This window comes from Knoellia altitudinis, assembly GCF_042666355.1.
In the GTDB taxonomy this organism is placed as follows: domain Bacteria; phylum Actinomycetota; class Actinomycetes; order Actinomycetales; family Dermatophilaceae; genus Knoellia; species Knoellia altitudinis.
The window spans coordinates 2,628,466-2,653,650 of sequence record NZ_JBHTDK010000001.1; the positions used below are offsets into that span (position 1 = coordinate 2,628,466).

Sequence of the window (25,185 nt, forward strand, 5' to 3'; positions counted from 1 at the left end):
CTCGCTCGACGAGGGGGCCTCTGTGGCTCTGTTGCCGGACCCGCCTAGAAAGGGCAAGTCATGTCGCAGTCACCACGGGGCGGATTCCGCCTCGGTCCCGTGCCTCACTACTCCACCACGACGAAGAACGGCACCCGGGTGTCCTGTGGCGGCTGTTGCCTCCCCATCCCACTGGGCTGCCTCACCACCGTTGTCGCCGTAGCGGTCCCCTGGGCCGTGGCCGCACTGGGCCGCAGGCGCGCACGCTAGACGCCGTCAGTCGCCCTCGGGCTTGTGGTCCGGCCGCGGTCCGCCGTGGGGGAACGAGGTCTTGGCCGGTGACTCGAGCTCCTCGCGGTGGCCCCTGATGAGGTCGAGGTTGCGGTCACGCAGGTGGTCGAACCCCTGGTGGATGTTGGACCCGGGCGTGAGCGAGGCGAGCGCCGTCTCGGGGTCGAGGTGCGCCGAGACCCAGCCCTCGTGCGAGGCCGCCTTGGCGACGATGGTCGCGTTGGGCGTGACGATGTGGCTGTTGCCGAAGTAGATGACGCCGGCCGGGTCGATGCCGGTCGCGTTGGCGCCGATGAGGAAGACGTGGTTGTCATAGGCGCGCGCCCGGGACGTGAGCTCCCAGATGTCGGCCGAGCGCAGCAGCGCCGACGGGCGGCAGATGACCTCGGCCCCCTGCACGGCCTGGATCCGGGAAAGCTCGGGGTAGTCACCGTCGAAGCAGATGATCATGCCGATGCGCCCAAGTGCGGTGTCGCACACCGTGACCGTGTCGCCGGGGGTGACCCAGCCGCCACCCGAGACCGCCTCGGTGCAGAACGGGTGCGTCTTGCGATAGACCCCGAGCAGAGCGCCGTCGGTGTCGATGAGGACGGACGCGTTGTAGATGACGCCTCGCTGCGGTCCGCGCTCGTAGGTGCCGACGCACAGGACGATCCCGAGCTCGCGGGCCACGGCCTGGAAGGGCTCGGTCATGGCGCCCGGCAGCTCGCTCACGAGGTCCCACAGCATCTCGACGGAACAGTCGGGGGTGAAGCCGGTGGTCGCCGACTCGGGCAGCACGACCAGCTCGGCGCCGGTCTCGGCCACGCAGCGGCGCACGAAGTCGACGCAGCGCGCGATGTTGGCCTCGATGACCTGTGGCGTCAGGGACCCTCGGACGGGGGCCACCTGGACCGCAGCAGCAGTGAAGGCACGCATCAGCGTCGTCCTCCGATCGCCCAGCCGAGCACCACACCGACGAGGGCGACGGCCCCGCCGACGAGGACTCCGGAGCCGAAGTCCCTGCTCGATCCTCCCACCCCCGGCGAGCCCGTGGAGCCGGCATACGTCGTCGTATGCCGTCCGCCCGCCTCCGCGACCGCGGCACCTGCCGTGCCCGGCTCGGGTGATTTCTCCGCCGGGCGCTCGCCGGCGATGTCGGAGTCGAGCGCCGTGAACATCTGGCCGGCCATCTTGCGCGCGACACCGGCCAGCATGCGCTGCCCGACCCCTCCGATGGGGCCCCCGACCAGGGCGTCCGCCTCATAGGAGATGGCCGTGCCACCGCCCTCGGCGCCGGCGAGGGTGACGTCGACCGTCGTCGAGATCGTGCCGGGGGCCCCCGCTCCGTCCGCCTTCATCGTGAAGCGGTCGGGCTCGGTGACGTCGGTGATGGCCACCTCGCCGTCGTAGGAGCCCTTGATCGCCGCGACCCCGGCCATGACGGTCATCGCGTAGCGACCGGGGGAGAGCTCGGTCAGCGACCGGCAGCCGGGGATGCTGCGAGCGAGCACGCCGGGATCATGGACCGCCTGCCACACCTGCTCGGGGGAGGCCGCCATCGTCGCGGTTCCGGAGATCTTCATGCCTGCTCCTCGGTCGTGGTGCTCGTCGTGCTGGTCTGGCGGTGGTGGTTGCGCAGGTCCCACAGCTCGGTGGGGCTGATGGGCATCGAGCGGATCATGAAGCCCTCGGCGTCCTCGATCGCCGACGCGATGACGGCGGTCACGGGGATCGTGCCCGCCTCACCAGCGCCCTTGATCCCCAGCGGGTTGAGGGGTGACGGGGTCTCGAGGTGGTCGGTCTCGATGTGCGGCACCTCGGAGGCGTAGGGCATGAGGAAGTCCATGAACGACGCGTTGAGCAGCTGCCCGCTCTCGTCATAGACCATCCGCTCGTAGAGCGCCCCACCCACGCCCTGCGCGACCCCACCGTGCACCTGGCCCTCGACGATCATGGGGTTGACGACGGTGCCGCAGTCGTGGACGACGCAGTAGCGCAGGATCGTGATCTCGGCCGTCACGGGGTCGGTCTCGACGATGGCGGCGTGCATGCCGTTGGCGAAGGTCGCCTGGGTGGGCGAGTAGAAGTCCTTGCCCTCGAGACCGGGCTCGTCGTCGTCGGCGACCGGCGGCTTGTCCGGGTCGAAGGCGCCGGCGAACTGGGTCGCGGCCTTGGCGGACTCGTCGAACGCGTAGCGCAGCGGGTTGGACATGACCGCCACCGTGGAGAGGGCGATCGACGCGTGGGGAGCGCCCTTGACGCTGATCGTGCCGTCCTCGATCTGCAGGTCCTCCTCGGACACCTCGAGGGCGTCAGCGGCGATCCGCAACGCCTTGGCGCGCACCGCCCTGGCGGCGAGGGCGACGGCGTTGCCGCTCATGACGGCACCACGCGAGGCGAAGGTCCCCACGGCATACGGCATGCGCCGCGTGTCACCGGTCGTGACGAAGACGTCGTCGATGGAGACGCCGAGCTCGTCGGCGACGATCTGGGCGAGGATCGTCTGGTGGCCCTGCCCCTGGGTGGTGAGGCCGGTGGCGACGTTGACCCGTCCGCTCGTCTCGACGTGGACGTGCCCGCCCTCGTAGGGACCGACGCCGGTGCCCTCGACGTAGCAACCGATGCCGAGACCGACGGTGCGCCCCTCGGAGGCTGCCTGCGCCTTGTATGCCGCGAAGTCGTCCCAGCCCACGAGCGCCTTGAGCTTGGCGAGGGACGCGGGGAAGTCGCCCGAGTCGTACTTGAGCGGGCGCCCGTCCTGGAAGAGGAGCCCCTGGTCGTAGGGCATCTCCTCGGGCTGGATGAAGTTGCGCGAGCGCACCTCGGCACGGTCCAGCCCCAGCTCGGCGGCGATCGCGTCCATCGTCCGCTCCATGGCGTAGCAGCCCTGGGGTCGACCCGCTCCGCGATAGGGCGTCACAAGAACGGTGTTGGTGTAGAGCGACCAGAACTCGACCCGGTAGTTCTGCGGCTTGTAGGGGCCGAGCAACTGCGTGGCGGTGATGATCGGGACGATGACGCCGTAGGGGAGGTAGGCGCCGTTGTCGTGCCAGAACTTGACGTCGAGGGCGAGCAGGCGGCCCTCGTCGTCAAAGCCGACGGTGACCTGCTGGAGCTGGCCGCGCTCGTGGGCACTCGACGTGAAGTGCTCGCGGCGGTCCTCGGTCCACTTGACGTCGTGGTCGAGCCGGCGTGCCGCCCAGGGGATGAGCACCTCCTCGGGCCACGGGTGCATGATCTTGACGCCGAAGCCGCCGCCGACGTCGGGGGCGATGCACTCGACCTGAGCCAGCGGCAGCTGGAGCTTGGCGGCCACCGCAGCCCGCACGCCCGTGGTCGTCTGGGTGGAGGAGTGGATCCGCATGCGCTGCTCGTCGCTGTCCCAGTGCGCGAGAACGCCCTTGCCCTCCATCGGCATGCAGGCGCTGCGCTCGATCTCGAGGTCGAGGGTCAGTGTGTGCGGCGCGGCCGCCATGGCCGGCTCGACGTTGCCGACCTCCTGGAGCAGGTGGGCGGCCACGTTGCCGGGGGCGTCGTCGTGGACGAGGTCGACACCGTCGCGGGAGGTCGCGACCCCCACGACCGGCGGGAGGAACTCATAGGTGACGACGATGCGCTGCGCGGCGTCCTCGGCGAGGTAGCGGTCGGTCGCGACCACCATGACGATGGCCTCGCCGACGTGGTTGACCTCGTCCTTGGCCAGGGCATAGCCCGTGCGTCCGGCCTCGATGCTCGGGTGCGGGATGAGCAGCGGCAGGCGGTCGGCAGCGGGGCCGTCGAGGTCCTCGTGCGTGAAGACGGCCACGACGCCGTCGATCTCGACCGCCCCGTCGACGTCGATGCCGGTGATGCGCGCGTGCGCGTGCGGGCTGCGGACGAACGCGACCTCATGGGCGCCATGACCGAGGTCGTCGAGGTAGCGCCCGTTGCCGGTGACGAGCCTGGGGTCCTCCTTGCGGAGCACGGGCTGGCCGAACTGGCGCGTGCTCACGTGTCATCACCCCGCTGGGCCTTGAGATCGCGCTTGATCTCGGCGGCGCGCACGACGGCCTTGCAGATGTTCTGGTAGCCGGTGCAGCGACAGAGGTTGCCCGAGATCGCCTCACGCGCCTCATCGAGCGTCGGGTCGGGGTTCTCCTCGATGAACGCCGTGATCGTCGTGACGAATCCCGGTGTGCAGAAGCCGCACTGCAGGCCGTGGCACTCGACGAAGGCCTGCTGCACCGGACCCATCGCGTCCTGCGTCCCGAGACCCTCGACGGTCGTGATGAGGTGCTCCTGCGCGGACACGGCGAACATCAGGCACGACCGCATCGGCTGCCCGTCGACGAGCACCGTGCAGGCACCGCACACCCCGTGCTCGCAGCCGACGTGCGTCCCGGTGAGCCGCAGGTCGTGCCGCAGGAAGTCCGACAGGAGCCGTCGCGGCTCCACCGTGCGGGTGTGGCTGACGCCGTTGACGCTCAGGGTCACCTCGACGGTGACTGCTGACCCCATGGTCATGACACTGCTCCTGTCAGGGCTCGTCGGGTGAGCTCGGCGGCGAGCATCCGGCGGTACTCGCGGGTGGCGTGGATGTCCGCCTCGGGCGCGATCCCCGCCTGGACGAGCTCCTCGACGCCCGGCCACGCCGACGAGACCGGTTGTCCCGCAACGGCTTCGGTGAGGTCGATGACGACGGGCACGTCGGTGACGGAGACGTATGCCGCCCGTGCACCTCGCACGACCGCGTCCAGTCCGTGGCCGTCCAGCTCCACCGCGACGCCGACCCCGGCCAGCGCGTAGTCGCCGTGCCGCCGGGCCGACTCGAGGAACGCCGTGCGTGTGCCGGGGGCGAAGCGGCCGAAGCGCACGGCCTCGACGAGCTCGTCCTCCTTGAGCACGGTCTGCAGGGGTCCCTCGAAGAAGTCGCCGGCTGCGACCTCGCGCCGACCGCTCGGCCCGACGACCTCGATGACGGCGTCGGTGAGGACCGCGACGGACGGCATCTCGCCGGCGGCGTCGGCATGGGCGATGGAGCCCACCGTCGTGCCGCGGTTGCGGATCGCCGGGTGGGCCACGTTCGACAGCGCCTGACGCAGGATCGGCAGGACGGCATACGCGTCGTCATGTCCCTGCAGCGCCGCGTGCCGCACGGTCGCGCCGACCCGGACGTGGCTGTCGGTCACGGTCACGGTGTCGAGCCCGACGACGCGGTTGATGTCGACGAGGTGCGCCGGTTGGGCGAGACGCATGTTGAGCACGGGGATGAGGCTCTGACCCCCGGCGAGGATCTTGCCGTCGTGCCCGACCTCGGCGAGGACCGAGACGGCCTCGTCGAGGGTGCCTGGGGCGTGGTGCGTGAACGGGGCTGGCTTCACGTCGGGGGGTCAGCTCCTGTCGCGCTTGTCCTGGTAGAGGTCGTCGATGCCGTCCTCGTCACCGTAGACGCGGTCGCCCGTGGCGATGGCGGTGCCTCCCGTGCCGCCTGCGCCGTCGGCACGGTTGCGAAGGTCGGCGGGGGCGATGGAGCGGGCCAGGTGGTAGGCGCCGATGGCGACGATGGTGCCGAGGGCGATGCCGCTGAGGGTGAAGTCCTCGCTGAACTTGAGCTTGACGTCGCCGATGCCGATGACGATGCCGGCCGCGACGGGGACGAGGTTGATCGGGTTGGCGAAGTCGACCCCGTTCTCCTTCCAGATCTTGGCGCCGAGCAGGCCGATCATCCCGTAGAGGACGACGGTGATGCCGCCGAGGACGCCGCCCGGAACGGAGGCGACGAGGGCGCCGAACTTGGGGGAGAGGCCGAAGAGGATCGCGACGATCGCGGCGACGTAGTAGGCCGCGGTGGAGTAGACCCGGGTGGCGGCCATGACCCCGATGTTCTCGGCATACGTCGTCGTGGGCGAGCCACCGACGGACGAGGCGAGGATCGTGCCGACGCCGTCGGCGCCGATGGCGCGCCCCATGTCCTTGTCGAGGTTGTGGCCGGTCATCTCGGCGACGGCCTTGACGTGACCGGTGTTCTCGGCGATGAGGGCGATGACGGCCGGGATGACGAGGAGGATCGCGCCCGTCGCGAAGGTGGGCGTGTGCCACCCGGCCACCTCAGTGCCGTCGGCGCCGACCATGGTCTTGGCGGGGAAGCCGAGCCAGGCCGCGTCGCCGATGCCGGAGGTGTTCCAGCGCAGGTGCTCGGTCGCCTCGGTGGCGCCGCCGAGGACGGACGTGATCGGGCCGACGGTGTTGTCGAGGATCCACGACAGCACCGTGCCGAAGATGAGCGCGAGGAAGATCGCGATGCGGCTGATGAAGCCCTTGAAGGCGACCGCGCACACGATGGTGAAGAGCATGACGAGCAGGGCCACCCACTGGTCCTGCGGCCAGTAGATGTTGGCGACGACCGGTGCGAGGTTGAAGCCGATGAGCATGACGACGGCGCCGGTGACGACCGGCGGCAGCACCCTGTGCAGGATGCCCGAGCCGAGGAAGTGGATCGCCACGCCGACGAGGGCGAGCACGACACCGGCGACGAGGATCGCGCCGGTCACCTCGGACGAGTCACCACCCTGCGCGCGGATCGCCGCGACGCCGCCGACGAACGCGGCGGACGTGCCGAGATAGCTCGGCACCCTGCCCTGGACGATGAGGAGGAACGCGATCGTCGCGATGCCGCTCATCATGATCGCGAGCTGGGGGTTGAGACCCATGATGAGAGGGAAGACGAAGGTGGCACCGAACATGGCGACGACGTGCTGGGCGCCGAGTCCGACGGTGCGCCCCCAGTCCAGCCGCTCGTCGGGGGCGACGACCTCGTCGGGGCCGAGCGCGCCCTCCTTCACCTTCCAACCAAGACCGAGAGCCATGTGTGTTGCCTTCCTCGACAGGACCACGTGCCAGAGCCACGTCGTCGTGGATACGAGGACGCTAACCGCGGCGACCTCAGGGGCATTCGTCAATCTGTGACAGCGGACCCCGGGGGTCCTTGGCAAGTCGACGGGACCACTCCCACCGGCTCGTCACGGGTCATCGTGGCACGGTGTGCGGCTCCGGGGCCCAGGTCCGGAGCAACTCGCCGAGGGCGGCGATCCGAGCGCCCACGAGGGGGGCGTCGTCGGCGACCTGCGCGACGGCAACCCTGGCCTGAAGGCCTGCCGAGTCACCGATCGCCGTGGTCACCGCGTCGACGATCCGGGTATGCCGCCCCCACCGTCCGCTGAGCACCACCAGCTCCGGGTCGAGGAGGTAGGCGTGTGCCCGGGCAAGCTCGCCGACGGCGTCGGCGAGGGCCGTGGCCTGGCCGACGCCCCGGTCGAGGTCGTCGATCAACGCCTCGACCTCGACCGCCTTGCTGCCCTCGCGCAGGTAGCCCAGGGCCTCGACGCACTCCATGAGGGTGCCGCTCACCGCTGCGCGCCGACCCGATCGTGGGACGAGGGTGCGGGAGTAGGCGATCTCGCCCGCAAGGCCGCGCGCACCGTGCATCGGCCGACCACCGCTGCTCATGGCGGCGCCCATCCCCTCGTCGAGATAGAGGTGGAGGACGTCGTCGACCCCCGTGGCGACGCCCTGCTCACGTTCGGCGAGCAGGGCCCAGCTGACGTCGTTGTCGACGACGGGGCGCACCGGGACGACGTCGGTCAGCAGCCGCACAGGGTCGAGCTCGCCGACGAGGAACGGGCTGGCCGGCAGCTCGACCACCCGTCCTGTGCGGCGGTCCACGGGGTCGGCCACCGACAGGGTGAGGGCCCGGATCGGGCCGGGGGAGTCAGAGGTGAGCGCACGGCATACGGAGGCGAGCGCACGCCCCAACGCGCCCGAGGTGACGGGCACGGCCAGGGACCGCTGACGGGCGGCAAGGATGCGCCCGTCGAGAGCGACGACCTCGCCGACGACTCCCTGCGGCCCGGCCTGCACGGCGAGTGCGCACCCGGCGGCATCGTTGACGGTGAGGTAGGTGCCGGCTCGCCCCCGACCGCCCGAGGTGCGTTCGCCTTCGACGAGGACACCGGCGGCGAGCAGGCGGGTCACGCTCTGCGACACGGTCGGCTTGGACAGCGTCGTGGTGGCGGCCACTGCGGCCCTGGTGAGCTGGCCCGCCCTGGCGACCGCGGTGAGGACGTGACGGTCGCTGAGCGATCGAAGCAGGTCGAGCGACGGGAGATCGGCAGCCACCACCCATCCTTTCGTTAGGAGTCCTTGCAAACTAGCAGAGGGGCGCGCTAGCCTGACCGGAGCAGTCCAGTCAGGAGTCCTAACCAAAGGAGCGGTCGAGGATGACCACCACCAGCAACGCCCAGACACCGGCTCTGCCGCACTGGGAGAGCAAGCCAGAGGACGTCACGGGGGCCATCCGTGAGATCAAGGCGGCGCTGCGGGCGCGCATCGCCCGGAGCGGCCGCACGGTCGAGGAGCACTTCGCCGACCTCGAGGCCCGCATCTCTGCGCGCGTCGAGCAGATCAAGGCCGAACGCGGACGCGGTGAGCAGGTGTGGCCAGTCATCGACTTCGCCGACATCGAGGCCGGCACGGTCGCCCCCGAGCTGGTGGCCAAGGTCAAGGAGCGTGGCTGCGCCGTCGTGCGCGGCACCTTCCCGCACGAGCAGGCGCTGCAGTGGGACCGCGACATCGTCGACTACGTCGAGCGCAACAGGTTCTTCGAGACCTACACGGGGCCGGCCGACGACTTCTTCGCGAGCGTCGGGAGCACGCCGGAGATCTACCCGATCTACTGGTCGCAGCCCCAGATGCAGGCGCGTCAGAGCCCACGGATGGCGGCGGTGCAGGGCTTCCTCAACAGCCAGTGGACGCATCAGTCGGAGGGCCGCACGTGGTTCGACCCCGACCGCGACTCGCTCTACCCGGACAGGATTCGGCGTCGCCCGCCGGGCACCGACTCCGCCGGGCTCGGGACCCACCTCGACACCGGGTCGATCGACCTCTACCTGACGCAGGGCTACCAGGAGGTGTTCCGTCACCTCTTCGACGGCACTGTCGAGAGCTACGACCCGTGGGATGCCGCCCACCGCACCGACGCGGTGAACTACCCGGCGTCGACGATGTGCTCCGCGTTCCGGACCTTCCAGGGCTGGACCGCCCTTTCCGACATGGGCCACGACCAGGGGGTGCTGCACACGGTGCCGATCCCGGAGGCGATGGCCTATCTCCTGCTCCGGCCTCTGCTCGACGACGTCCCCGACGACGAGCTGTGTGGGGTCGCCCACAACCAGACCTTCCCGATCTCGTGGAAGTGGCACCCGCTGCTCATGGAGGCGGTCTCGGGCATCCCGGACGTGCAGGCCGGGGACACCGTCTGGTGGCACTGCGACCTCATCCACTCGGTCGCCGAGGTCGAGGACCAGGTCGGGTGGGGCAACGTCATGTACATCCCGGCGGCCCCGTGGTGCCCCCGCAACGAGGCGTATGCCGCGACCGTGCGTGAGGCCTTCCTCACCGGTTCCAGCCCGAGCGACTTCCCGGAGGAGCACTACGAGCGCGACTGGGAGGGCCGATTCCAGCCCGAGCAGCTCAACGAGATCGGCCGCCGCGGACTCGGCATGACCGACTGAGGGCCTGGGACGTCCCGGAAGCACACCGTCTCAACGGACGAGGTCAGCGCGCCCATCAGCCCGAGCCGATCAGAACTTGGTGAGACGACCACTCATACGTGGTCGTCTCGCCAACTATTGGTCGGCTCGGGCGGTGGCCCGGAGGGGCGACGTCAGACGCCGCGCATCTGGCGGATCCGCAGGGCCAGCGACAGGGTGAGCCGCAGCTGCGGGTCGCTCGTGAACGGTCCGAGCATCTGCTCGAGCTTGGTGATCCGGTAGCGCAGGGTGTTGTAGTGGAAGAAGAGCACCCGGGCGGTCTCGGCGACGTTGAGGTTGGTGTCGAGCAGCACCTGCAGCGTCTGGCGCAGGTCGGCATACGACGGCTGCGCGTCGGTCGCGAGCTCGCCGAGCGCCTCGTCGACGAAGGCCCGCAGGTCGGCGGTGTCGGGGATGAGCGACAGCAGCCGATAGATGCCGAGCCCGTCGAAGTGCATGACCGCCGACTCACCCTGCATCTGACGTCCGACGGCCACGGCGCGTAGCGCCTCGGCGTAGGCCCGGGGGATGTCCGTGACGGAGTCGACGGGTCGTGAGACGCCGGTCGAGAAGGTCCGCCGACCGCCGCCGCCGTCACCCCGCACGACCTTGACGACCTCACCCACGGATCGCATCAGAGTCTCCTGCTCGCCCTCGCCGCCGCACGGCGCAGGGAGCAGCGCCACCACCTCCTGGGAGAACCCGGCGACCGGCGCCTTGGGCTCGCGGGTCCGCACCGCCTGAACCCACGCTCGCACGAATCGGTCCTGGAGAGAGCGCAGCTCGTCACTGTCGCGAGTCGTGTGGACGTCGTCCTCGTCGGTCTCGGCGACGACGACGACCATGCGCCGGTCGAGGGTCCAGCCCAACGACGACGCGTGGGCGATCGCCTCCTCGGGCGCGCCCACCCGCCCGACGAGGGTGTCGCGCAGGAACTCCGCGCGGTACTTGCCCTCGACCGCCGAGACCGCCTGCTCCTTGGTGATCGCCAGTGCGGCGACCGCGGCCGCGCGCTCCAAGCCGTGCACGTCCGTCGTCGTGAGCACCCGACCCGGCGTGAACACCGCGAGCAGCCCGTGGTCGGACGTCCCCGCGACGATCCGGACCATCGTGCGCTCGGACTTCACCTCACCGGGCGCGCGCACCCCGACCGGCTCCTCCTCGACGATGAGGCGTCCCGTCCGGTCGAAGCAGTCCAGAGCCATGACGGTGGCGCGGTCGTCGTCCGACCCGGCGGTGGCCACGATGCGCCCGTCGGTCGTCGTCACGAGCGTCACACCCGGGAAGAGCCCGACGAGGGCTGCACCCAGATCCTCGAGCGACCCCCCGGTAAGCACGGTCTGGACGAGGATGCGGTTGACCTCGTCCTCACGGCGCAACAGCTCCGCCTGGTGGTCCACGACGCGTCGCAGCGACGCGATGGTCTCCTCTGCTGGCAACTGCTGAGCCTGAGCCGCGAGATCGTTGGCAACTTTTACCATCCGGCCACTGTAGTCGCGAGAACTAGCGTTCCAGGGGTGCACCCCAGAATTGCGGCCGCAACCTCGCCCCTCACCCGGGGCCTCCTCGCGGGTCCACGGCGACCGGCCGTGGTCCTCGCCGCCTTCCCGACGGCGCTCTACCTCGCGCTCTCCGACGAGGCCGCCGCCCACACCGACGTGCTGCCGGTGGTCACGAGCGACGCGCTCATCCTGCCCACCGCCCTGCGTCTGGCCGGGCCCGGCCCCCACGACTGGGGCGTGGCACCCGGTGACGTCGTGACCGTGGGTGGTGACGAGGTCACCCTCCCGAACCACGGCATACACGCCGTTCGCTCGTGGCGACCACGCCGAGTCGCGAACGGACCAGACCGTGTCGCGCCGTTCGACTGGGACCCGCTTCTCGCTGACCTGGGTCGCGGTGAGGGCCTCACTCCTCGGTCCGACGACGTCCTCTGCGGTGCGCTCCTCGCCGCTCGTGCCGTCGGGTTCGACCTGCCGGACGAGATCCCCGTGGGGCGCACCACCAGCCTGTCGGCCTCCCTCGTGCTCGCTGCGCGGGCCGGGTATGCCGTGTCCGCCGTCGTCGACCACGTCACCGGTGCGGTGGCCGGGTCCGACGACGCCCGACGCACGCGTGCACAGGTGCTCGCCATCGGTCACACCTCCGGTGCCGGTCTCCTCGACGGCATCGACCAGGTCCTGCTAGCCGCCCAATGCCCTCTGCCGGAAGGAATCCCGTCTTGAGCACCACCCACGTCGACGTGCGCCGAGGCGCCTACCACGACTCCGTGAGCCTGCTCCAGGTCTCGCGCACCGTCGCCGACGTCACGGGCGTGGAGGCCGCCCAGGTGGCCATGGCGACCGAGCTCAACGTCGAGGTGCTCACCGGGATGGGGTTCGAGGTCCCCGACGGCGCAGGGCCCAACGACCTCGTCGTCGCGGTCCGTGCCGTCGACGACGACGCCGTCGCCGCGGGGCTCGGAGCAGCCACCGCCGCGCTCAGCGCGAAGTCAGCGCCCAGTGGTGGGTTCGGTGACGCCCCGGCGCCCCGCACGACGAGTGGAGCCGTGCGCGTCGGGGAGGCGCAGCTGGCCCTCATCTCGGTCCCGGGGCGGTTCGCGACCACCGAGGCCCTCGACGCCATCAGCGCCGGTGCCTCGGTGATGCTCTTCTCCGACAACGTCCCGGTCGAGGACGAGGTCCGGCTCAAGGACGCAGCAGCCGCTGCCGACGTCCTTGTGATGGGCCCGGACTGCGGCACGGCCGTCGTCGGGGGAGTCGCGCTGGGTTTTGCCAACGTCGTCGAGGCGGGACCGATCGGCATGGTCGCAGCATCGGGCACCGGCGCGCAGCAGGTCATGTGCCTCCTCGACGCCGCGGGCGTCGGCATCTCGCACTGCCTCGGCGTCGGTGGGCGCGACCTCAAGTCCGCCGTCGGGGGCCGCTCCACCCGCCAGGCCCTCGCCGCGCTGGCCGCCGACCCGGCGACGACGTCGATCATCGTCGTCTCCAAGCCACCGGACGAGGAGGTCCTCGCGGACCTCGAGGCGTATGCCGCCGGGCTGGGTCTCCCGGTCCACTGGGCCACGCTGGGTGCCGGACGACCCGACCTCACCACGGCTCTCGAGGCGGTCCTGCGGGACGAGGGGAGCGACGCCCCGGAGTGGCCGAAGTGGCTGTCGGACAGCGACCCTGAGCCCGGCTCGGTCGGGGGAACTCTGCGGGGACTGTTTTGTGGCGGCACCCTGGCCGACGAGGCGATGTTGTTGGCCGCCGACACGCTCGGCGACATCCGCTCCAACATCCCGCTGCGCGACGACCTCGCGCTCGGGTCGGACATGCGCCACGACGGACACCTCGTCATCGACTTCGGGGACGACGGCCTGACCCAGGGGCGGGCGCACCCGATGATCGACCCGACCCTGCGGATGGAGCGGATCGCGGCCGAGGCCGCGGACCCGAGCTGCGGCGTCCTCCTGCTCGACCTCGTCCTGGGGTTCGGTGCGCACCAGGACCCGGCCGGGGAGCTGGCCGATGCCATCCGCGCAGCCAAGGACACGGCCGCCACTGGGGGCCGGGAGCTGCCGGTCGTCGTGTCGCTCACCGGTACCGAGTCCGACCCGCAGGGGCTGACCCGCACCGGCGAGACCCTCTCCGCCGCGGGGGCCTCGGTCTTCCTGTCGAACCGCGATGCCACCCGGCACGCCCTCACCCTGCTCGGAGGAGCCCGATGAACCAGCCCCTGCACGGACTGCTCTCGGTGGAGTCGCCGTCGGTCGCCACGGCTGGCGTCCAGCTCTTCGCCGATGCCCTGCGAGGCCAGGCGGTCACGGTCACCGAGGCCGACTGGCAGCCACCGATGCCCGGGACCGAGGCCGACCTGGCCGCGGTGATGGCCGACGCGCGACGAGCGGAAGCCAACGCGACGGCATACGCGCGCATGACTGCCTCGACCGCCGAGCTCTGCGACGTCAAGCAGGCCAAGGACGCCCTCGGCCTCGAGCGCGGCACCTTCCTCCACGCGGGGCCACCGTTGGAGTGGGAGCGTGCGTCCGGCCCGATGAAGGGTGCGCTGATCGGCGCCGTCCTCTTCGAGGGTCTCGCCGACGACGCCGAGAGTGCCGAGAAGGCCCTGGCCACAGGGCAGTTCGCCTTCGAGCCGTGTCACCACCGCGACGCCGTCGGACCCATGGCGGGCGTCGTGTCGCCGTCCATGTGGATGTATGGCCTGCGCGACGAGGTGCATGACGCCTGGTCCTGGTGCTCGCTCAACGAGGGCCTCGGCAAGGTGCTGCGCTACGGCGCCTACGGCCCCGAGGTCATCGACCGCCTGCACTGGATGACCAACGTCCTCGGCCCAATCCTCCAGCAGTCGGTGCGCGCCACCGGCCCCTTCGACATCAAGGCGATCCTGGCCCAGATGCTCCAGATGGGAGACGAGGGCCACAACCGCAACCGGGCCGGGTCGCTCATGCTGCTGCGCGAGCTCCTGCCCGGCATGATCACGGCCGACGCGAGCTCGACCGACATCGCCGAGGCCGTCCGCTTCTCCGGGGCCAACGAGCACTTCTTCCTCAACCTCGGTATGCCGGCCTGCAAGCTGGCCACGATGGCGGCACACGGCATACCCGGGTCGTCGGTCGTGACGACCATGGCACGCAACGGCACGGACTTCGGGATCCGGGTGTCCGGAACCGGCGACGAGTGGTTCACCGGGCCCGCCAACACTCCCGAGGGCCTCTTCCTCGGGGACTACGGACCCGACGACGCCAACCCCGACATCGGCGACTCGGCGATCACGGAGACGGGCGGCATCGGCGGGTTCGCCATGGCCGCGGCACCGGCGATCGTGAAGTTCGTCGGCGGCGACGTGGCGTTCGCGCTACGAGCGACGCAGACGATGTACGAGATCACCGTGGGGGAGCACCCGATGTTCCAGGTGCCGATCCTCGACTTCCGTGGCACCCCGACCGGGATCGACGTCGTGTCGGTCGTGCGCACCGGGATCCTGCCGCAGATCAACACCGGCATGGCCGGTCGGGTCGCGGGGACGGGGCAGGTCGGCGCGGGCCTCGTGACACCGCCGGCAGAGTGCTTCCCGGCGGCACTGGCCGCCCTCGCCCGGGCGACAGATAGCGCCTGACCCCTTCCGTCCTGCTGTGCACTGCTGCGCCCCAGCGCAGCAGTGCACAGCGCTGATCGAGGACCTTCACGACCACCCACTCGAGCGCCCCCACCCTGAGCGGCGGTCGAGTGGGCGCATGGCGTCTGGGAGAATCGCCGGGTGACTGCTCAGACACTCGACGGCAAGGCCATCCTCTCGACGATCAAGGAGGAGCTGCGTGGTCGTGTCGCCGCGCTCGCCGAACGCGGGATCACGCCCGGGCTCGGTACCGTCCTCGTCGGCAGTGACCCGGGCAGCAGCTGGTACGTGAACGCCAAGCACAAGGACTGCGCGGAGATCGGCATCTCGAGCATCCGGCGTGACCTGCCCGCCGACTCCAGCCTCGACGACGTCCTCGCAGTCGTGCGCGAGCTCAACGAGGACCCGGCCTGCACCGGCTTCCTCGTGCAGCAGCCGACCGGCCTCGACGAGAACCAGATCCTCGCGGCCGTCGACCCCGTCAAGGACGTCGACGGTCTCCACCCCATGAACCTCGGTTGGCTCGTCCTCGGCCAGGAGGCGCCGCTGCCGTGCACGCCCGTCGGGTGCATCGAGCTGCTCCGCCGCCACGACGTGCCCATCGCGGGCGCGCGTGTGGTCGTCGTCGGCCGCGGCATCACCGTGGGCCGCCCGCTGTCGCTCATCCTCACGCGCCGATCCGAGAACGCGACCGTCGTCCAGTGCCACACCGGGACCGTCGACCTCGCCGCCGAGGTCCGTCGCGCCGACATCGTCATCGCGGCGGCCGGGGTGCCCGGACTCATCACCGGTGACATGGTCAAGCCCGGCGCAGCCGTCCTCGACGTCGGCGTGAGCCGCGTCGTCGAGGACGACGGCCGCTCCGTCATTGCCGGTGACGTCGCCGCCGACGTCGCCGAGGTCGCCGGCTGGGTCAGCCCCAACCCCGGGGGAGTGGGCCCGATGACCCGCGCCATGCTGCTCAACAACGTCGTCGCCATCGCCGAGAAGCAGGCCGCCGAGCTCGTCTCGGCAGAGCGCGGAGCGGGCTGATGCCGGAGACGTGGAACGACACCACGCCCACCACCGCGACCCACAAGCACCTGTTCCACTGGACGACGATCGCCCCGGTCCTGGCGCTGGTCGCGCTCGCGCTGACCTGGGGCCGCGACATCAGCGGCATCGTGGTGGCCATCGTTGCCGTGCTGCTCGGGGGCGCCGTCCTGGCCGCCGTCCACCACGCCGAGGTCGTCGCCCACCGGGTGGGTGAGCCGTTCGGCTCACTCGTGCTGGCCGTCGCCGTCACGGTCATCGAGGTCTCGCTGATCGTCACCCTCATGCTCAGCGGCGGCGAAGGCACCTCGACCCTGGCCCGCGACACCGTCTTCGCCGCTGTGATGATCACGGTCAACGGCATCCTGGGGCTCTCGCTCCTCGTGGGCACTCGACGCTTCGGCACCGTCCGGTTCAACGCCGAAGGCACCGGCGGCGCGCTCGCCACCGTCGCCACCCTTGCTGCGGTCTGCCTCGTGCTGCCCACCGTGACCACGGGTGAGGACGGTCCGTCGTTCACGCCGAGCCAGCTCGCCTTCGCGGCCGTCGCGTCACTGAGCCTGTATGCCGCGTTCGTCCTCACCCAGACCGTCCGCCACCGCGACTTCTTCCTGCCCGTCGGTGCCAAGGGCAAACCGATCCCCGAGGACGAGCACGCGACCCCGCCCACCAACGCCGAGACATGGACCTCCCTCGCCTTCCTGGTCCTGTCCCTCGTCGCCGTCGTCGGGCTGGCCAAGGTCGAGTCGAAGTCCATCGAGGAGGCCGTGGCGGCCGCCGGGCTGCCGCACTCGTTCGTCGGTGTCGTCATCGCCCTGCTCGTGCTGCTGCCCGAGACCCTCGCGGCCGTCAACGCCGCCCGGCGCGAGCGCGTGCAGACCAGCATCAACCTGGCCCTCGGTTCCGCCATGGCCAGCATCGGCCTCACCATCCCGGTCCTGGCGATTGCCACCATCTGGATCGACACGCCGCTGCACCTCGGGCTGGACGCGACCCAGATCACCCTGCTGGCCATCACCATCGTCACGGGCGTGCTCACGGTCGTGCCGGGACGGGCCACCCGCCTCCAGGCGAGCGTGCACCTCACGCTCTGTGCGGCCTACCTGTTCCTCGCCGCCGTCCCCTGAGCCTTCAGTCGGAGAGTCCGCACGTGTCGGAGTCGTCCGGTAGGCAACCAACGGCAACGCCCGCACCCCCTGGGAGGGGGCGCGGGCCTTGTGCCTGGCAGGTCAGGCGGTCACGGTTTCGCTGTCGCGCTGAGGCTAGATCAGGCCCAGTTCCTTGACCGCGTCGCGCTCCTCGGCGAGCTCCTTGACCGTGGCGTCGATCCTGCCGCGCGAGAACTCGTCGATGTCGAGACCCTGGACGATGCTCCACTGGCCGTCCTTGACGGTGACCGGGAAGGAGCTGATGAGCCCCTCCTCGACGCCGTAGGAGCCGTCCGAGCGCACGGCCATCGAGACCCAGTCACCCTCGGCCGTGCCCTCGACCCAGGTGCGGGCGTGGTCGATGGTGGCCGACGCGGCGGAGGCGGCCGAGGACGCGCCGCGAGCCTCGATGATCGCCGCGCCGCGCTTGGCGACGGTGGGGATGAAGGTGTCCGCGAGCCACTGCTGGTCGTTGACGGTCTCGGCAGCGTTGCGGCCGGAGACCTCGGCGTGGAACAGGTCGGGGTACTGGGTGGCCGAGTGGTTGCCCCAGATCGTCATCTTCTTGATCTCGGTGACCGGGACGTCGAGCTTGGCCGCGAGCTGGCTGATCGCACGGTTGTGGTCGAGCCGGGTCAGCGCGGAGAACTGCGATGTGGGGATGTCGGGCGCGTTGCTCATCGCGATGAGGGCGTTGGTGTTGGCCGGGTTGCCGGTCACGGTGATGTGCACGTCGTCGGCCGCGACCTTGTTGAGGGCCTTGCCCTGGGGGGCGAAGATGCCGCCGTTGGCCTCGAGGAGGTCACCGCGCTCCATGCCCGGGCCGCGGGGGCGGGCACCGACGAGGAGGGCGTGGTTGACGCCGTCGAAGACCTTCTCGGCGTCGTCGCCGATCTGGACGCCGGCCAGCGTCGGGAAGGCGCAGTCGTCGAGCTCCATGACGACCCCTTCGAGGGCCTTGAGGGCCGGGGTGATCTCGAGCAGGCGCAGCTCGACGGGGGTGTCGGGTCCGAGGAGGGCACCGGACGCGATGCGGAAGAGCAGGCTGTAGCCGATCTGACCGGCGGCGCCGGTGACGGCCACCTTGACGGGGGTCTGGCTCACGATGGGTACCTCTTCGTACGGGGCAGATGTGGTCGGTCGTGACGCTATCAGCGCGTGTCGCCGGGGCGGCTCTAGGGTGTGAGCATGCGCGTTCTCGTCTCAGGTGGTGCGGGCTACATCGGCTCGCACACGGTCATCCAGCTCGTCGCCGCGGGGCACGACGTCGTCGTCGTCGACTCCTTCGCCAACGCCAAGCCGTCGGTGGTGGGTCGTGTCGAGGCGCTCACCGGTATGTCGTTGGACGTGCGGTCCTTCGATCTCACCGACCGTGACAAGACCGAGGCGACCTTCGCCGACACCCCGATCGACGCGGTCATCCACTTCGCCGGATTCAAGGCCGTCGGGGAGAGCGTGGCCGAGCCGCTCAGCTACTACGAGAACAACCTGGACACGACGCTGTCCCTGCTCCGCGCGATGGACCGGCACGGGGTCCGCAAGCTCGTCTTCTCGAGCTCGGCCACGGTCTACGGCGCTGAGGCCGCCGTGCCGATGCAGGAGGACGCGCCCACCTCGGCGACCAACCCCTACGGCTGGACCAAGGTCATGAACGAGCAGGTCCTGCGCGACATGGCCGTCGCGGACCCGACCTGGCGCATCGCACTGCTGCGCTACTTCAACCCGGTGGGTGCCCACCCCAGCGGCACGATCGGCGAGGACCCGAGCGGCATCCCCAACAACCTCATGCCCTTCCTCGCCCAGGTCGCCGTCGGTCGCCGCGAGAAGCTGTTGATCTATGGCGGCGACTACCCCACTCCCGACGGCACCGGCGTGCGCGACTACATCCACGTCGAGGACCTGGCGGCCGGACACGTCGCCGCACTGCATCGCCTCGGCGCCACCGACACTCCCGTCAACACCTGGAACCTCGGCACCGGTCACGGCACGTCCGTGCTCGAGATGCTCCGTGCGTTCGAGCGGGCTGCCGGTCGCGAGCTGCCGCACGAGCTCGTCGACCGCCGCCCCGGTGACATCGCCGAGTCCTACGCCGACCCGACGAAGGCCGAGGCCGACCTGGACTGGAGGGCCACCCGGACCGTCGACGACATGTGCGTCGACACGTGGCGGTGGCAGAGCGCCAACCCCGACGGCTACCCGTGAGGGTTCGACGGGCGACGCGTGAGGACGTGCCCGCGATCGTCGCGCTCCTCATGGACGACCCGTTGGGAGCGACGCGTGAGAGCGAAGGGGAGCACTCGGCATACCTGACGGCCTTCGAGGCGATCGACGCCGATCCGGCCCACCAGCTGGTCGTGCTCGAGGACGACGGGGAGGTCGTCGGGACCCTGCAGCTGACCCTGCTGCCCGGGCTCTCTCGCGGCGGTGCCCTGCGCGCCCAGATCGAGGCCGTGCGCGTCGCCTCGAGCCGACGGGGTCTGGGGCTCGGCGAAGGGTTGTTCCAGTGGGCGATCGACGAGGCCCGCCGTCGCGGTGCGGTGATGGTGCAGCTGACCACTGACACGAGTCGCGAGGGCGCGCGCCGCTTCTATGAGCGGCTGGGGTTCGTCGCGTCCCACGTCGGAATGAAGATGCCGCTCTGACCCGTGCCGGGCAGCCGGCTCAAGCCGCGCGGCGCAGACGGATGACCGGGATGATCCGGTCGGTCTTCTTCTCGTAGTCCCCGAAGCCGGGAGCCGTCTCCACGATGCTCGGCCAGGTGGCGTCGCGCTCCTCGCGCGGCAACACCTCGGCCTCGACGGGGAAGGTCTCGGTGCCGACCTCCACGTCGAAGCGCCGGTTGGCCCGGACGTTGTGGAACCAGTCCGGGTTGTCGGGAGCGCCGGCCTTGGACGCGACGATGACCATCGAGCCGTCGTCCTGCGGGAAGTACATGAGCGGCGTGACCCGTTCGGTGCCAGTCCTCGCGCCGAGATGGTGGATGAGGATCATCGGCGCCCCCTCGAACGGCCCGCCGACCCGCCCCTCGTTCTCGCGGAACTCCCTGATGACCTGTGCGTTGAAGTCGCTCATGCGGTGGACGCTACGCCCCGCACCCCGTCGGGCGGGCGGTGACGGGCACCAGGACCTGTACGGCGCGCAGTGACCCTGTGGGAACGAGCGGGTCTTCCGGGACGAGGTACTCAGCCGCCACGCGGTAGTCATCGGGGACGCGCACGCCCCACTGCGCCAGCACGTCATCGGGGAGTGCTCGACGTGAACCCTCCGTGGCCCGGAGCACGAGGGCCGTCCTCAGCCGGCAGGCGACCGGGTTGATGGCAACGCGTGCGGAGGTGGCGCTGTCGGCATAGCCTCCGATGACCCAGCCCTGGGCCATGGGCCGGGCGCCCCACGCCCAGATCGTGCCGGGCGACTCCCCGGTGAGGTCGAGCACCGTCGTCTCGCGTGAGACCTTCAGCCCACGACCGACCTCCAGCACCCCGGCCGTGAGTCGGGCCTGCGCTGGCGGCAGAGCGATCGTCTGGCCTCCACGGCTGACCTGGGTCGGCGCCGTGTCGAGGATCGGCGCACTTCGGTAGGGAGCCAGAGGAGTGCTGACCCCGGCGACCAGGACGGCGTAGGTGGCGACCCCGGACGCCGAGGTGGCCAGCCACCCCGACCCACGCGTGAGGATGAGGACGGCAAGGAACCAGAAGACCACGACGTGCCCGGAGAACCTCCACAGGTTGGTGTTGGTGCCGAAGGCGTAGGCCAGAGGCAGGCAGGCGAGCAGGGCAGCCAGGCGCAGCTCGACCGAGCTCGGTCGATCGGCCGAACGACGCACCAGTGCGGCCAGTGACGTCAGAGCCGCCAGCGCGAGGGTCAGTCCGAAGACATAGAGAGTCGCCTGTGGCTGGAAGAGGTCGAAGTTGCGGGTCGTGCCGTCCCGCCAGGCACGGGCCAGGGCGACCACCGCAGGAAGGGCGGCTGCGAGTCCCAACACGGTGGCCACGGCCTGCTTCGTCAGCTGCTTCCTCCCCGACCGTGCGGCTCCGCTGGGCGCCGCGACGAGTCCGGCGAGAGCCCCCAGGGCTCCTGCCGCCAGGGCAGAGAGCAGCATCACCCGGTCCACCCTGAACCGGTCGAACCGCACCAGGTGGGGGTGACCGACAGTGGCCTCGACGCCACGCTCGACCACGGTCACGAGCGCAGGGAGGTGGCCCGGGAACGCCGCCACCAGGATCGCGCCGAGGAGCACGAGGACGCCGGCAGCCGCCGCGACCCCGGGGAGCAGGCGCCGGGACCAGGGCGTCAGAAGCAGCACGACGATGCCGAGGACCAGTGCCGTCGTCGGCTTGGCCACCACGGCCAGGAACCCGCCCAACCCGATGACGGCGCCACCGAGAAGGACCCGTTCCCCCACCCATGCGTACCTGCACCCCACTGCGGTGCACAGCAGGGCGAGCAAGGCGAGCGTGTTGTAGGAAGGTGTGAGTGGCAGGACCGACAGCGGGATCAGCGCGAGGCCCACGGCGACGAGGCACAGACCGACAGCTGCGGGAACCGACCGGTGAGGTCGGGACGGTGCCTCCTGTCCCGGCACGTCTCGCGTCCACACCAGGCTCAGCAGTCCGAGGGTCAGCGCGACAGTGGCTGCAGTGACGAGGGCCATCCCGATGAACCGCAGACCGACCACGGACTCGCCCACCACGGCATACAGCGGATGCCAGAACCAGCCGAAGAGCAGGGCAGTGGCAGAGCTGTCGGACGGGTGTGCGATCTCGTTGAGGTAGTAGCCCTCGTCCGTGCCGTCCAGGCCACGCGGGAGTGACCACACCACACTGGCGATGGCCACCATGCCTGCCAGGACTGCACCGAACAAAGGCGCGACCGTCGGGGAGCTGTGAGTGGCACGCTCGACCTCCGTGACCTGGCTCACGAGGGTGTCGGGATCTCGGAGGTGCGGCTGAGCCAGAGTCTCAACGACTCAGAGCAGGCTGGCGAGGGTGTCGTTGAAGGTGCCGGACGGCCGCATCACGGCGGTGACCTTGGCCTCGTCGGGACGGTAGTAGCCACCGATGTCCGCGGGCGAGCCCTGCACGGCGAGCAGCTCGTCGTTGATCTGCTGCTCCTGGCTGGTCAGCCGCTCGGCGACACCCGAGAACGCAGACGCGAGGTCGGCGTCCTCGGTCTGCCTCGCCAGCTCCTGCGCCCAGTAGAGGGCGAGGTAGAAGTGGCTCCCACGGTTGTCGATCTGGCCGACCTTGCGCGCCGGGCCCTTGTTCTCCTGGAGGAGCGTCTCGGTCGCTCGGTCCAGGGTCTCGGCGAGGACGCGCGCCTTGGCGTTGTCGGTCGAGTCCGCGAGGTGGCGGAAGGACTCGGCGAGAGCCATGAACTCACCGAGGCTGTCCCAGCGGAGGTAGTTCTCCTGGACGAGCTGCTGGACGTGCTTGGGCGCCGAGCCACCGGCGCCGGTCTCGAAGAGGCCGCCACCGTTCATGAGCGGCACGACCGAGAGCATCTTGGCGCTGGTGCCGAGCTCGAGGATGGGGAAGAGGTCGGTGTTGTAGTCACGCAGGACGTTGCCGGTCACCGAGATGGTGTCCTCGCCGCGGCGGATGCGCTCGATGGAGACCTTGGTGGCCTCGACGGGGCTGAGGATCTGGATGTCCAGCCCCTCGGTGTCCTCGTCCGCGAGGTAGGTCCTGACCTTGGCGATGAGGTTGGCGTCGTGGGCGCGCTTCTCGTCGAGCCAGAAGATGGCGGGCGCCTGCGAGGCGCGGGCGCGCGTCACGGCGAGCCTGACCCAGTCGCGGATCGGGGCGTCCTTGGTCTGGCACGCGCGCCAGATGTCACCGGGCTGGACGTCGTGCTCGAGAAGCACCTCACCTGCGGAGCTCACGACCTGCACCGTGCCGGCCTGCGAGATCTCGAAGGTCTTGTCGTGCGAGCCGTACTCCTCGGCCTTCTGCGCCATGAGCCCCACGTTGGGAACCGAGCCCATCGTCGTCGGGTCGAAGGCACCGTTCGCGCGGCAGTCATCGAGGACGACCTGGTAGATCCCGGCATACGAGCTGTCGGGGATCACGGCGAGGGTGTCGGCCTCCTCGCCGCTCGGACCCCACATGTGGCCGGACGTGCGGATCATCGCCGGCATCGACGCGTCGATGATGACGTCGCTCGGGACGTGCAGGTTGGTGATGCCCTTGTCGGAGTTGACCATCGCGAGCTCGGGACCGGCGGCGAGGCCGGCCTCGATCTCGGCCTTGATCTCGTCACCGTTCGGGAGCGCAGACAGGCCCTCGAGGATCGCGCCCAGCCCGTTGTTGGGGGACAGACCGGCGTCCTCGAGTGCGGCGCCGTGCTTCGCGAAGACCTCGGGCAGGAAGGCGCGCACGACGTGGCCGAAGATGATCGGGTCGGACACCTTCATCATCGTGGCCTTGAGATGCACGGAGAAGAGGACGCCGTCCGCCTTGGCCCGGGCGATCTGCTCGGTGAGGAACGCGTCGAGCGCGGCCGCGCGCATGACGGTGGCGTCGACGACCTCGCCCTCGAGGACCTTGAGGCCGTCCTTGAGGACGGTGGTGCCGGCGTCGGTGACGAGCTGGATGGTCAGGGTGTCGTCAGCGGGGAGGACGACCGACTTCTCGTTGCTGGCGAAGTCGTCGTGACCCATGGTCGCGACGTTGGTCCTGCTGTCGGCGCTCCAGGCGCCCATCGAGTGCGGGTGCGCCTTGGCGTAGTTCTTGACCGATGCGGGCGCGCGGCGGTCGGAGTTGCCCTCGCGCAGAACGGGGTTGACCGCGCTGCCCATGACCTTGGCATAGCGGGCGTTCGCGTCCTTCTGCGCGTCGGTGCTCGGCTCGTCGCTGTATGCCGGCAGGTCGAACCCCTGCCCCTGCAGCTCCTTGATCGCGGCCTTGAGCTGCGGCACGGAGGCGCTGATGTTGGGCAGCTTGATGATGTTGGCCTCGGGGGTCGTCGCGAGCTCACCGAGCTCGGCGAGGGCGTCCGCGACCTTCTGGTCCTCGGGGAGCTGGTCAGCGAAGGCCGCGAGGATGCGCGCGGCGACGGAGATGTCGCGGGTCTCGACGTCGACGCCTGCGGTGGAGGCGAAGGCCTCGATCACCGGGAGGAAGGAGTAGGTCGCGAGGAGGGGAGCCTCGTCGGTGAGGGTGTAGATGATCTTGGCCATGGCGCCGAATCTATCGGCGTCAGAGAGCGCGCGGTGCGTCGGGGTCGACCCCGTCCGGCACGACGACGTCCTCGAGCGCGACCTCGCCGGTGATGTCACGGTCACGGCGGTCCACCCCGGTGATGAGGTGGAAGGTCGCGCCCGCGATGGCGGCGCCGATGAGAGGAGCGACCCAGAACAGCCACAGCTGCCCCGGCGCTCCGTCGCCGTTGAAGAACGCGACGGCGGTCGAGCGAGCGGGGTTGACCGAGGTGTTGGAGATCGGGATGGAGATGAGGTGGATGAGCGTGAGGCACAGGCCGATCGCCAGTGGCGCGAAGCCCGTGGGGGCGCTCTCGTGGGTCACGCCGAGGATGACGTAGACGAAGAACATCGTCAGCAGGATCTCGGCGCACAGGACCGCCATGAGCGAGTAGCCGCCGGGGGAGTGCTCGGCGAAGCCGTTGGCGGCCATGTTGCCGGTGGCGTCGAAGACGTCCCGGCCCCGCGCGATGGCCCACAGGGCGCCACCCGCTGCGAGCCCACCCAGGACCTGCGCCCCGACGTAGCCGGGCACGTCCTTCCACTCGAAGCGCTTGGCGATGGTCACACCCAGCGTCACTGCAGGGTTGAAGTGCGCACCGGAGACGTGCCCCACGGCATACGCCATGGTCACGACCGTGAGCCCGAAGGCAAGGGCGACACCGACGAACCCGATGCCGAGGTGGACCGGCGCCCCGGCGCCGAGGGTCGGCGTGGACAGGAAGCCGGCCGCGAAGATCGCTGACCCGCACCCTCCGAAGACGAGCCAGAAGGTGCCGACGAACTCCGCAGTGAGGCGCTTGGACATCGCATGGGTCTGCATGGCGCCCATTGTGGCCCACCGCCCGGGCGTGGTGCGTGATGC

Annotated in this window: 21 protein-coding genes; 8 read left to right on the top strand and 13 right to left on the bottom strand. The window is 70.3% G+C overall.

Features of this window, described 5'->3' with window-relative positions; genetic code table 11:
• Window positions 1-255: 255 nt before the first annotated feature.
• From ACFQW8_RS12385 to ACFQW8_RS12415, 7 genes are all read right to left on the bottom strand, one after another.
• Window positions 256-1,188, bottom strand: coding sequence for a carbon-nitrogen hydrolase family protein (locus tag ACFQW8_RS12385; protein WP_380087770.1), 933 nt, complete (start codon window positions 1,186-1,188; stop codon window positions 256-258).
• Window positions 1,188-1,835 (bottom strand): SRPBCC family protein, encoded by a 648-nt coding sequence (locus tag ACFQW8_RS12390; protein ID WP_380087772.1) that lies wholly within the window; start codon window positions 1,833-1,835, stop codon window positions 1,188-1,190. The genes ACFQW8_RS12385 and ACFQW8_RS12390 overlap by 1 nt, the downstream gene beginning before the upstream one ends.
• Window positions 1,832-4,243 carry an aerobic carbon-monoxide dehydrogenase large subunit gene (gene cutA, locus ACFQW8_RS12395; RefSeq protein WP_380087774.1) on the bottom strand — a complete coding sequence of 804 codons (2,412 nt, stop codon included), beginning with the start codon at window positions 4,241-4,243 and terminating at the stop codon, window positions 1,832-1,834. Before cutA ends, ACFQW8_RS12390 begins: the two co-directional genes overlap by 4 nt.
• Window positions 4,240-4,755, bottom strand: a complete 516-nt coding sequence (locus ACFQW8_RS12400) for a (2Fe-2S)-binding protein (protein WP_380087775.1) — start codon at window positions 4,753-4,755, stop codon at window positions 4,240-4,242. Before ACFQW8_RS12400 ends, cutA begins: the two co-directional genes overlap by 4 nt.
• Complete coding sequence (locus ACFQW8_RS12405; protein ID WP_380087777.1) at window positions 4,752-5,612, bottom strand: FAD binding domain-containing protein; 861 nt, start codon at window positions 5,610-5,612, stop codon at window positions 4,752-4,754. The genes ACFQW8_RS12400 and ACFQW8_RS12405 overlap by 4 nt, the downstream gene beginning before the upstream one ends.
• A gap of 9 nt (window positions 5,613-5,621) precedes the next feature.
• Window positions 5,622-7,097 (bottom strand): uracil-xanthine permease family protein, encoded by a 1,476-nt coding sequence (locus ACFQW8_RS12410; protein ID WP_380087779.1) that lies wholly within the window; start codon window positions 7,095-7,097, stop codon window positions 5,622-5,624.
• Between the two features lie 160 nt (window positions 7,098-7,257).
• Complete coding sequence (locus ACFQW8_RS12415; protein WP_380087781.1) at window positions 7,258-8,406, bottom strand: ROK family protein; 1,149 nt, start codon at window positions 8,404-8,406, stop codon at window positions 7,258-7,260.
• Window positions 8,407-8,507: 101 nt separating this feature from the next.
• On the opposite strand from ACFQW8_RS12415, the gene ACFQW8_RS12420 reads away from it, so the two are divergent.
• Window positions 8,508-9,800 carry a DUF1479 domain-containing protein gene (locus ACFQW8_RS12420; protein WP_380087783.1) on the top strand — a complete coding sequence of 431 codons (1,293 nt, stop codon included), beginning with the start codon at window positions 8,508-8,510 and terminating at the stop codon, window positions 9,798-9,800.
• Window positions 9,801-9,952: 152 nt separating this feature from the next.
• On the opposite strand, the gene ACFQW8_RS12425 is transcribed toward ACFQW8_RS12420, so the two are convergent.
• On the bottom strand, window positions 9,953-11,299 hold the full coding sequence (locus ACFQW8_RS12425) for a PucR family transcriptional regulator (RefSeq protein ID WP_380087785.1): 1,347 nt from the start codon (window positions 11,297-11,299) through the stop codon (window positions 9,953-9,955).
• Window positions 11,300-11,335: 36 nt separating this feature from the next.
• Here ACFQW8_RS12425 and ACFQW8_RS12430 point away from each other — a divergent pair, with 36 nt between their 5' ends.
• From ACFQW8_RS12430 to ACFQW8_RS12450, 5 genes are all read left to right on the top strand, one after another.
• Window positions 11,336-12,043 (top strand): oxamate carbamoyltransferase subunit AllH family protein, encoded by a 708-nt coding sequence (locus ACFQW8_RS12430; protein ID WP_380087787.1) that lies wholly within the window; start codon window positions 11,336-11,338, stop codon window positions 12,041-12,043.
• Window positions 12,040-13,533: an FdrA family protein gene (locus tag ACFQW8_RS12435; RefSeq protein ID WP_380087789.1), complete on the top strand. Its 1,494-nt coding sequence runs from the start codon at window positions 12,040-12,042 to the stop codon at window positions 13,531-13,533. Before ACFQW8_RS12430 ends, ACFQW8_RS12435 begins: the two co-directional genes overlap by 4 nt.
• Window positions 13,530-14,942, top strand: coding sequence for a YlbE family protein (locus tag ACFQW8_RS12440; RefSeq protein ID WP_380087791.1), 1,413 nt, complete (start codon window positions 13,530-13,532; stop codon window positions 14,940-14,942). The genes ACFQW8_RS12435 and ACFQW8_RS12440 overlap by 4 nt, the downstream gene beginning before the upstream one ends.
• Window positions 14,943-15,083: 141 nt before the next feature.
• On the top strand, window positions 15,084-15,974 hold the full coding sequence (locus tag ACFQW8_RS12445) for a bifunctional methylenetetrahydrofolate dehydrogenase/methenyltetrahydrofolate cyclohydrolase (protein ID WP_380087792.1): 891 nt from the start codon (window positions 15,084-15,086) through the stop codon (window positions 15,972-15,974).
• Window positions 15,974-17,101 (top strand): calcium:proton antiporter, encoded by a 1,128-nt coding sequence (locus ACFQW8_RS12450; protein WP_380087794.1) that lies wholly within the window; start codon window positions 15,974-15,976, stop codon window positions 17,099-17,101. The genes ACFQW8_RS12445 and ACFQW8_RS12450 overlap by 1 nt, the downstream gene beginning before the upstream one ends.
• 135 nt (window positions 17,102-17,236) lie before the next feature.
• On the opposite strand, the gene ACFQW8_RS12455 is transcribed toward ACFQW8_RS12450, so the two are convergent.
• Window positions 17,237-18,226 carry a malate dehydrogenase gene (locus ACFQW8_RS12455; RefSeq protein WP_380087796.1) on the bottom strand — a complete coding sequence of 330 codons (990 nt, stop codon included), beginning with the start codon at window positions 18,224-18,226 and terminating at the stop codon, window positions 17,237-17,239.
• A gap of 84 nt (window positions 18,227-18,310) precedes the next feature.
• Here ACFQW8_RS12455 and galE point away from each other — a divergent pair, with 84 nt between their 5' ends.
• Both galE and ACFQW8_RS12465 read left to right on the top strand, forming a co-directional pair.
• Window positions 18,311-19,324: a UDP-glucose 4-epimerase GalE gene (gene galE / locus ACFQW8_RS12460; RefSeq protein WP_380087797.1), complete on the top strand. Its 1,014-nt coding sequence runs from the start codon at window positions 18,311-18,313 to the stop codon at window positions 19,322-19,324.
• Window positions 19,285-19,764 carry a GNAT family N-acetyltransferase gene (locus tag ACFQW8_RS12465; protein ID WP_380087798.1) on the top strand — a complete coding sequence of 160 codons (480 nt, stop codon included), beginning with the start codon at window positions 19,285-19,287 and terminating at the stop codon, window positions 19,762-19,764. The genes galE and ACFQW8_RS12465 overlap by 40 nt, the downstream gene beginning before the upstream one ends.
• Before the next feature lie 19 nt (window positions 19,765-19,783).
• On the opposite strand, the gene ACFQW8_RS12470 is transcribed toward ACFQW8_RS12465, so the two are convergent.
• The 4 genes from ACFQW8_RS12470 to aqpZ are packed head-to-tail and all read right to left on the bottom strand — an operon-like array spanning window position 19,784 to window position 25,152.
• Complete coding sequence (locus ACFQW8_RS12470; RefSeq protein ID WP_380087800.1) at window positions 19,784-20,194, bottom strand: nitroreductase family deazaflavin-dependent oxidoreductase; 411 nt, start codon at window positions 20,192-20,194, stop codon at window positions 19,784-19,786.
• Window positions 20,195-20,204: 10 nt separating this feature from the next.
• Window positions 20,205-22,040, bottom strand: coding sequence for a hypothetical protein (locus tag ACFQW8_RS12475; RefSeq protein WP_380087802.1), 1,836 nt, complete (start codon window positions 22,038-22,040; stop codon window positions 20,205-20,207).
• 48 nt (window positions 22,041-22,088) lie between these two features.
• Window positions 22,089-24,299 (bottom strand): NADP-dependent isocitrate dehydrogenase, encoded by a 2,211-nt coding sequence (locus tag ACFQW8_RS12480; protein WP_380087803.1) that lies wholly within the window; start codon window positions 24,297-24,299, stop codon window positions 22,089-22,091.
• Between the two features lie 19 nt (window positions 24,300-24,318).
• Window positions 24,319-25,152, bottom strand: a complete 834-nt coding sequence (gene aqpZ, locus ACFQW8_RS12485) for an aquaporin Z (RefSeq protein ID WP_380087805.1) — start codon at window positions 25,150-25,152, stop codon at window positions 24,319-24,321.
• Window positions 25,153-25,185: the final 33 nt, after the last annotated feature.

Excerpts from the sequence above, each read along its gene's own strand:
- ACFQW8_RS12385 (WP_380087770.1), bottom strand. The coding sequence starts at position 1,188 with ATGCGTGCCTTCACTGCTGCTGCGGTCCAGGTGGCCCCCGTCCGAGGG.
- ACFQW8_RS12390 (WP_380087772.1), bottom strand. The coding sequence starts at position 1,835 with ATGAAGATCTCCGGAACCGCGACGATGGCGGCCTCCCCCGAGCAGGTG.
- ACFQW8_RS12400 (WP_380087775.1), bottom strand. The coding sequence starts at position 4,755 with ATGACCATGGGGTCAGCAGTCACCGTCGAGGTGACCCTGAGCGTCAAC.
- ACFQW8_RS12410 (WP_380087779.1), bottom strand. The coding sequence starts at position 7,097 with ATGGCTCTCGGTCTTGGTTGGAAGGTGAAGGAGGGCGCGCTCGGCCCC.
- ACFQW8_RS12420 (WP_380087783.1), top strand. The coding sequence starts at position 8,508 with ATGACCACCACCAGCAACGCCCAGACACCGGCTCTGCCGCACTGGGAG.
- ACFQW8_RS12425 (WP_380087785.1), bottom strand. The coding sequence starts at position 11,299 with ATGGTAAAAGTTGCCAACGATCTCGCGGCTCAGGCTCAGCAGTTGCCA.
- ACFQW8_RS12440 (WP_380087791.1), top strand. The coding sequence starts at position 13,530 with ATGAACCAGCCCCTGCACGGACTGCTCTCGGTGGAGTCGCCGTCGGTC.
- ACFQW8_RS12450 (WP_380087794.1), top strand. The coding sequence starts at position 15,974 with ATGCCGGAGACGTGGAACGACACCACGCCCACCACCGCGACCCACAAG.
- galE (WP_380087797.1), top strand. The coding sequence starts at position 18,311 with ATGCGCGTTCTCGTCTCAGGTGGTGCGGGCTACATCGGCTCGCACACG.
- ACFQW8_RS12470 (WP_380087800.1), bottom strand. The coding sequence starts at position 20,194 with ATGAGCGACTTCAACGCACAGGTCATCAGGGAGTTCCGCGAGAACGAG.
- ACFQW8_RS12480 (WP_380087803.1), bottom strand. The coding sequence starts at position 24,299 with ATGGCCAAGATCATCTACACCCTCACCGACGAGGCTCCCCTCCTCGCG.
- aqpZ (WP_380087805.1), bottom strand. The coding sequence starts at position 25,152 with ATGGGCGCCATGCAGACCCATGCGATGTCCAAGCGCCTCACTGCGGAG.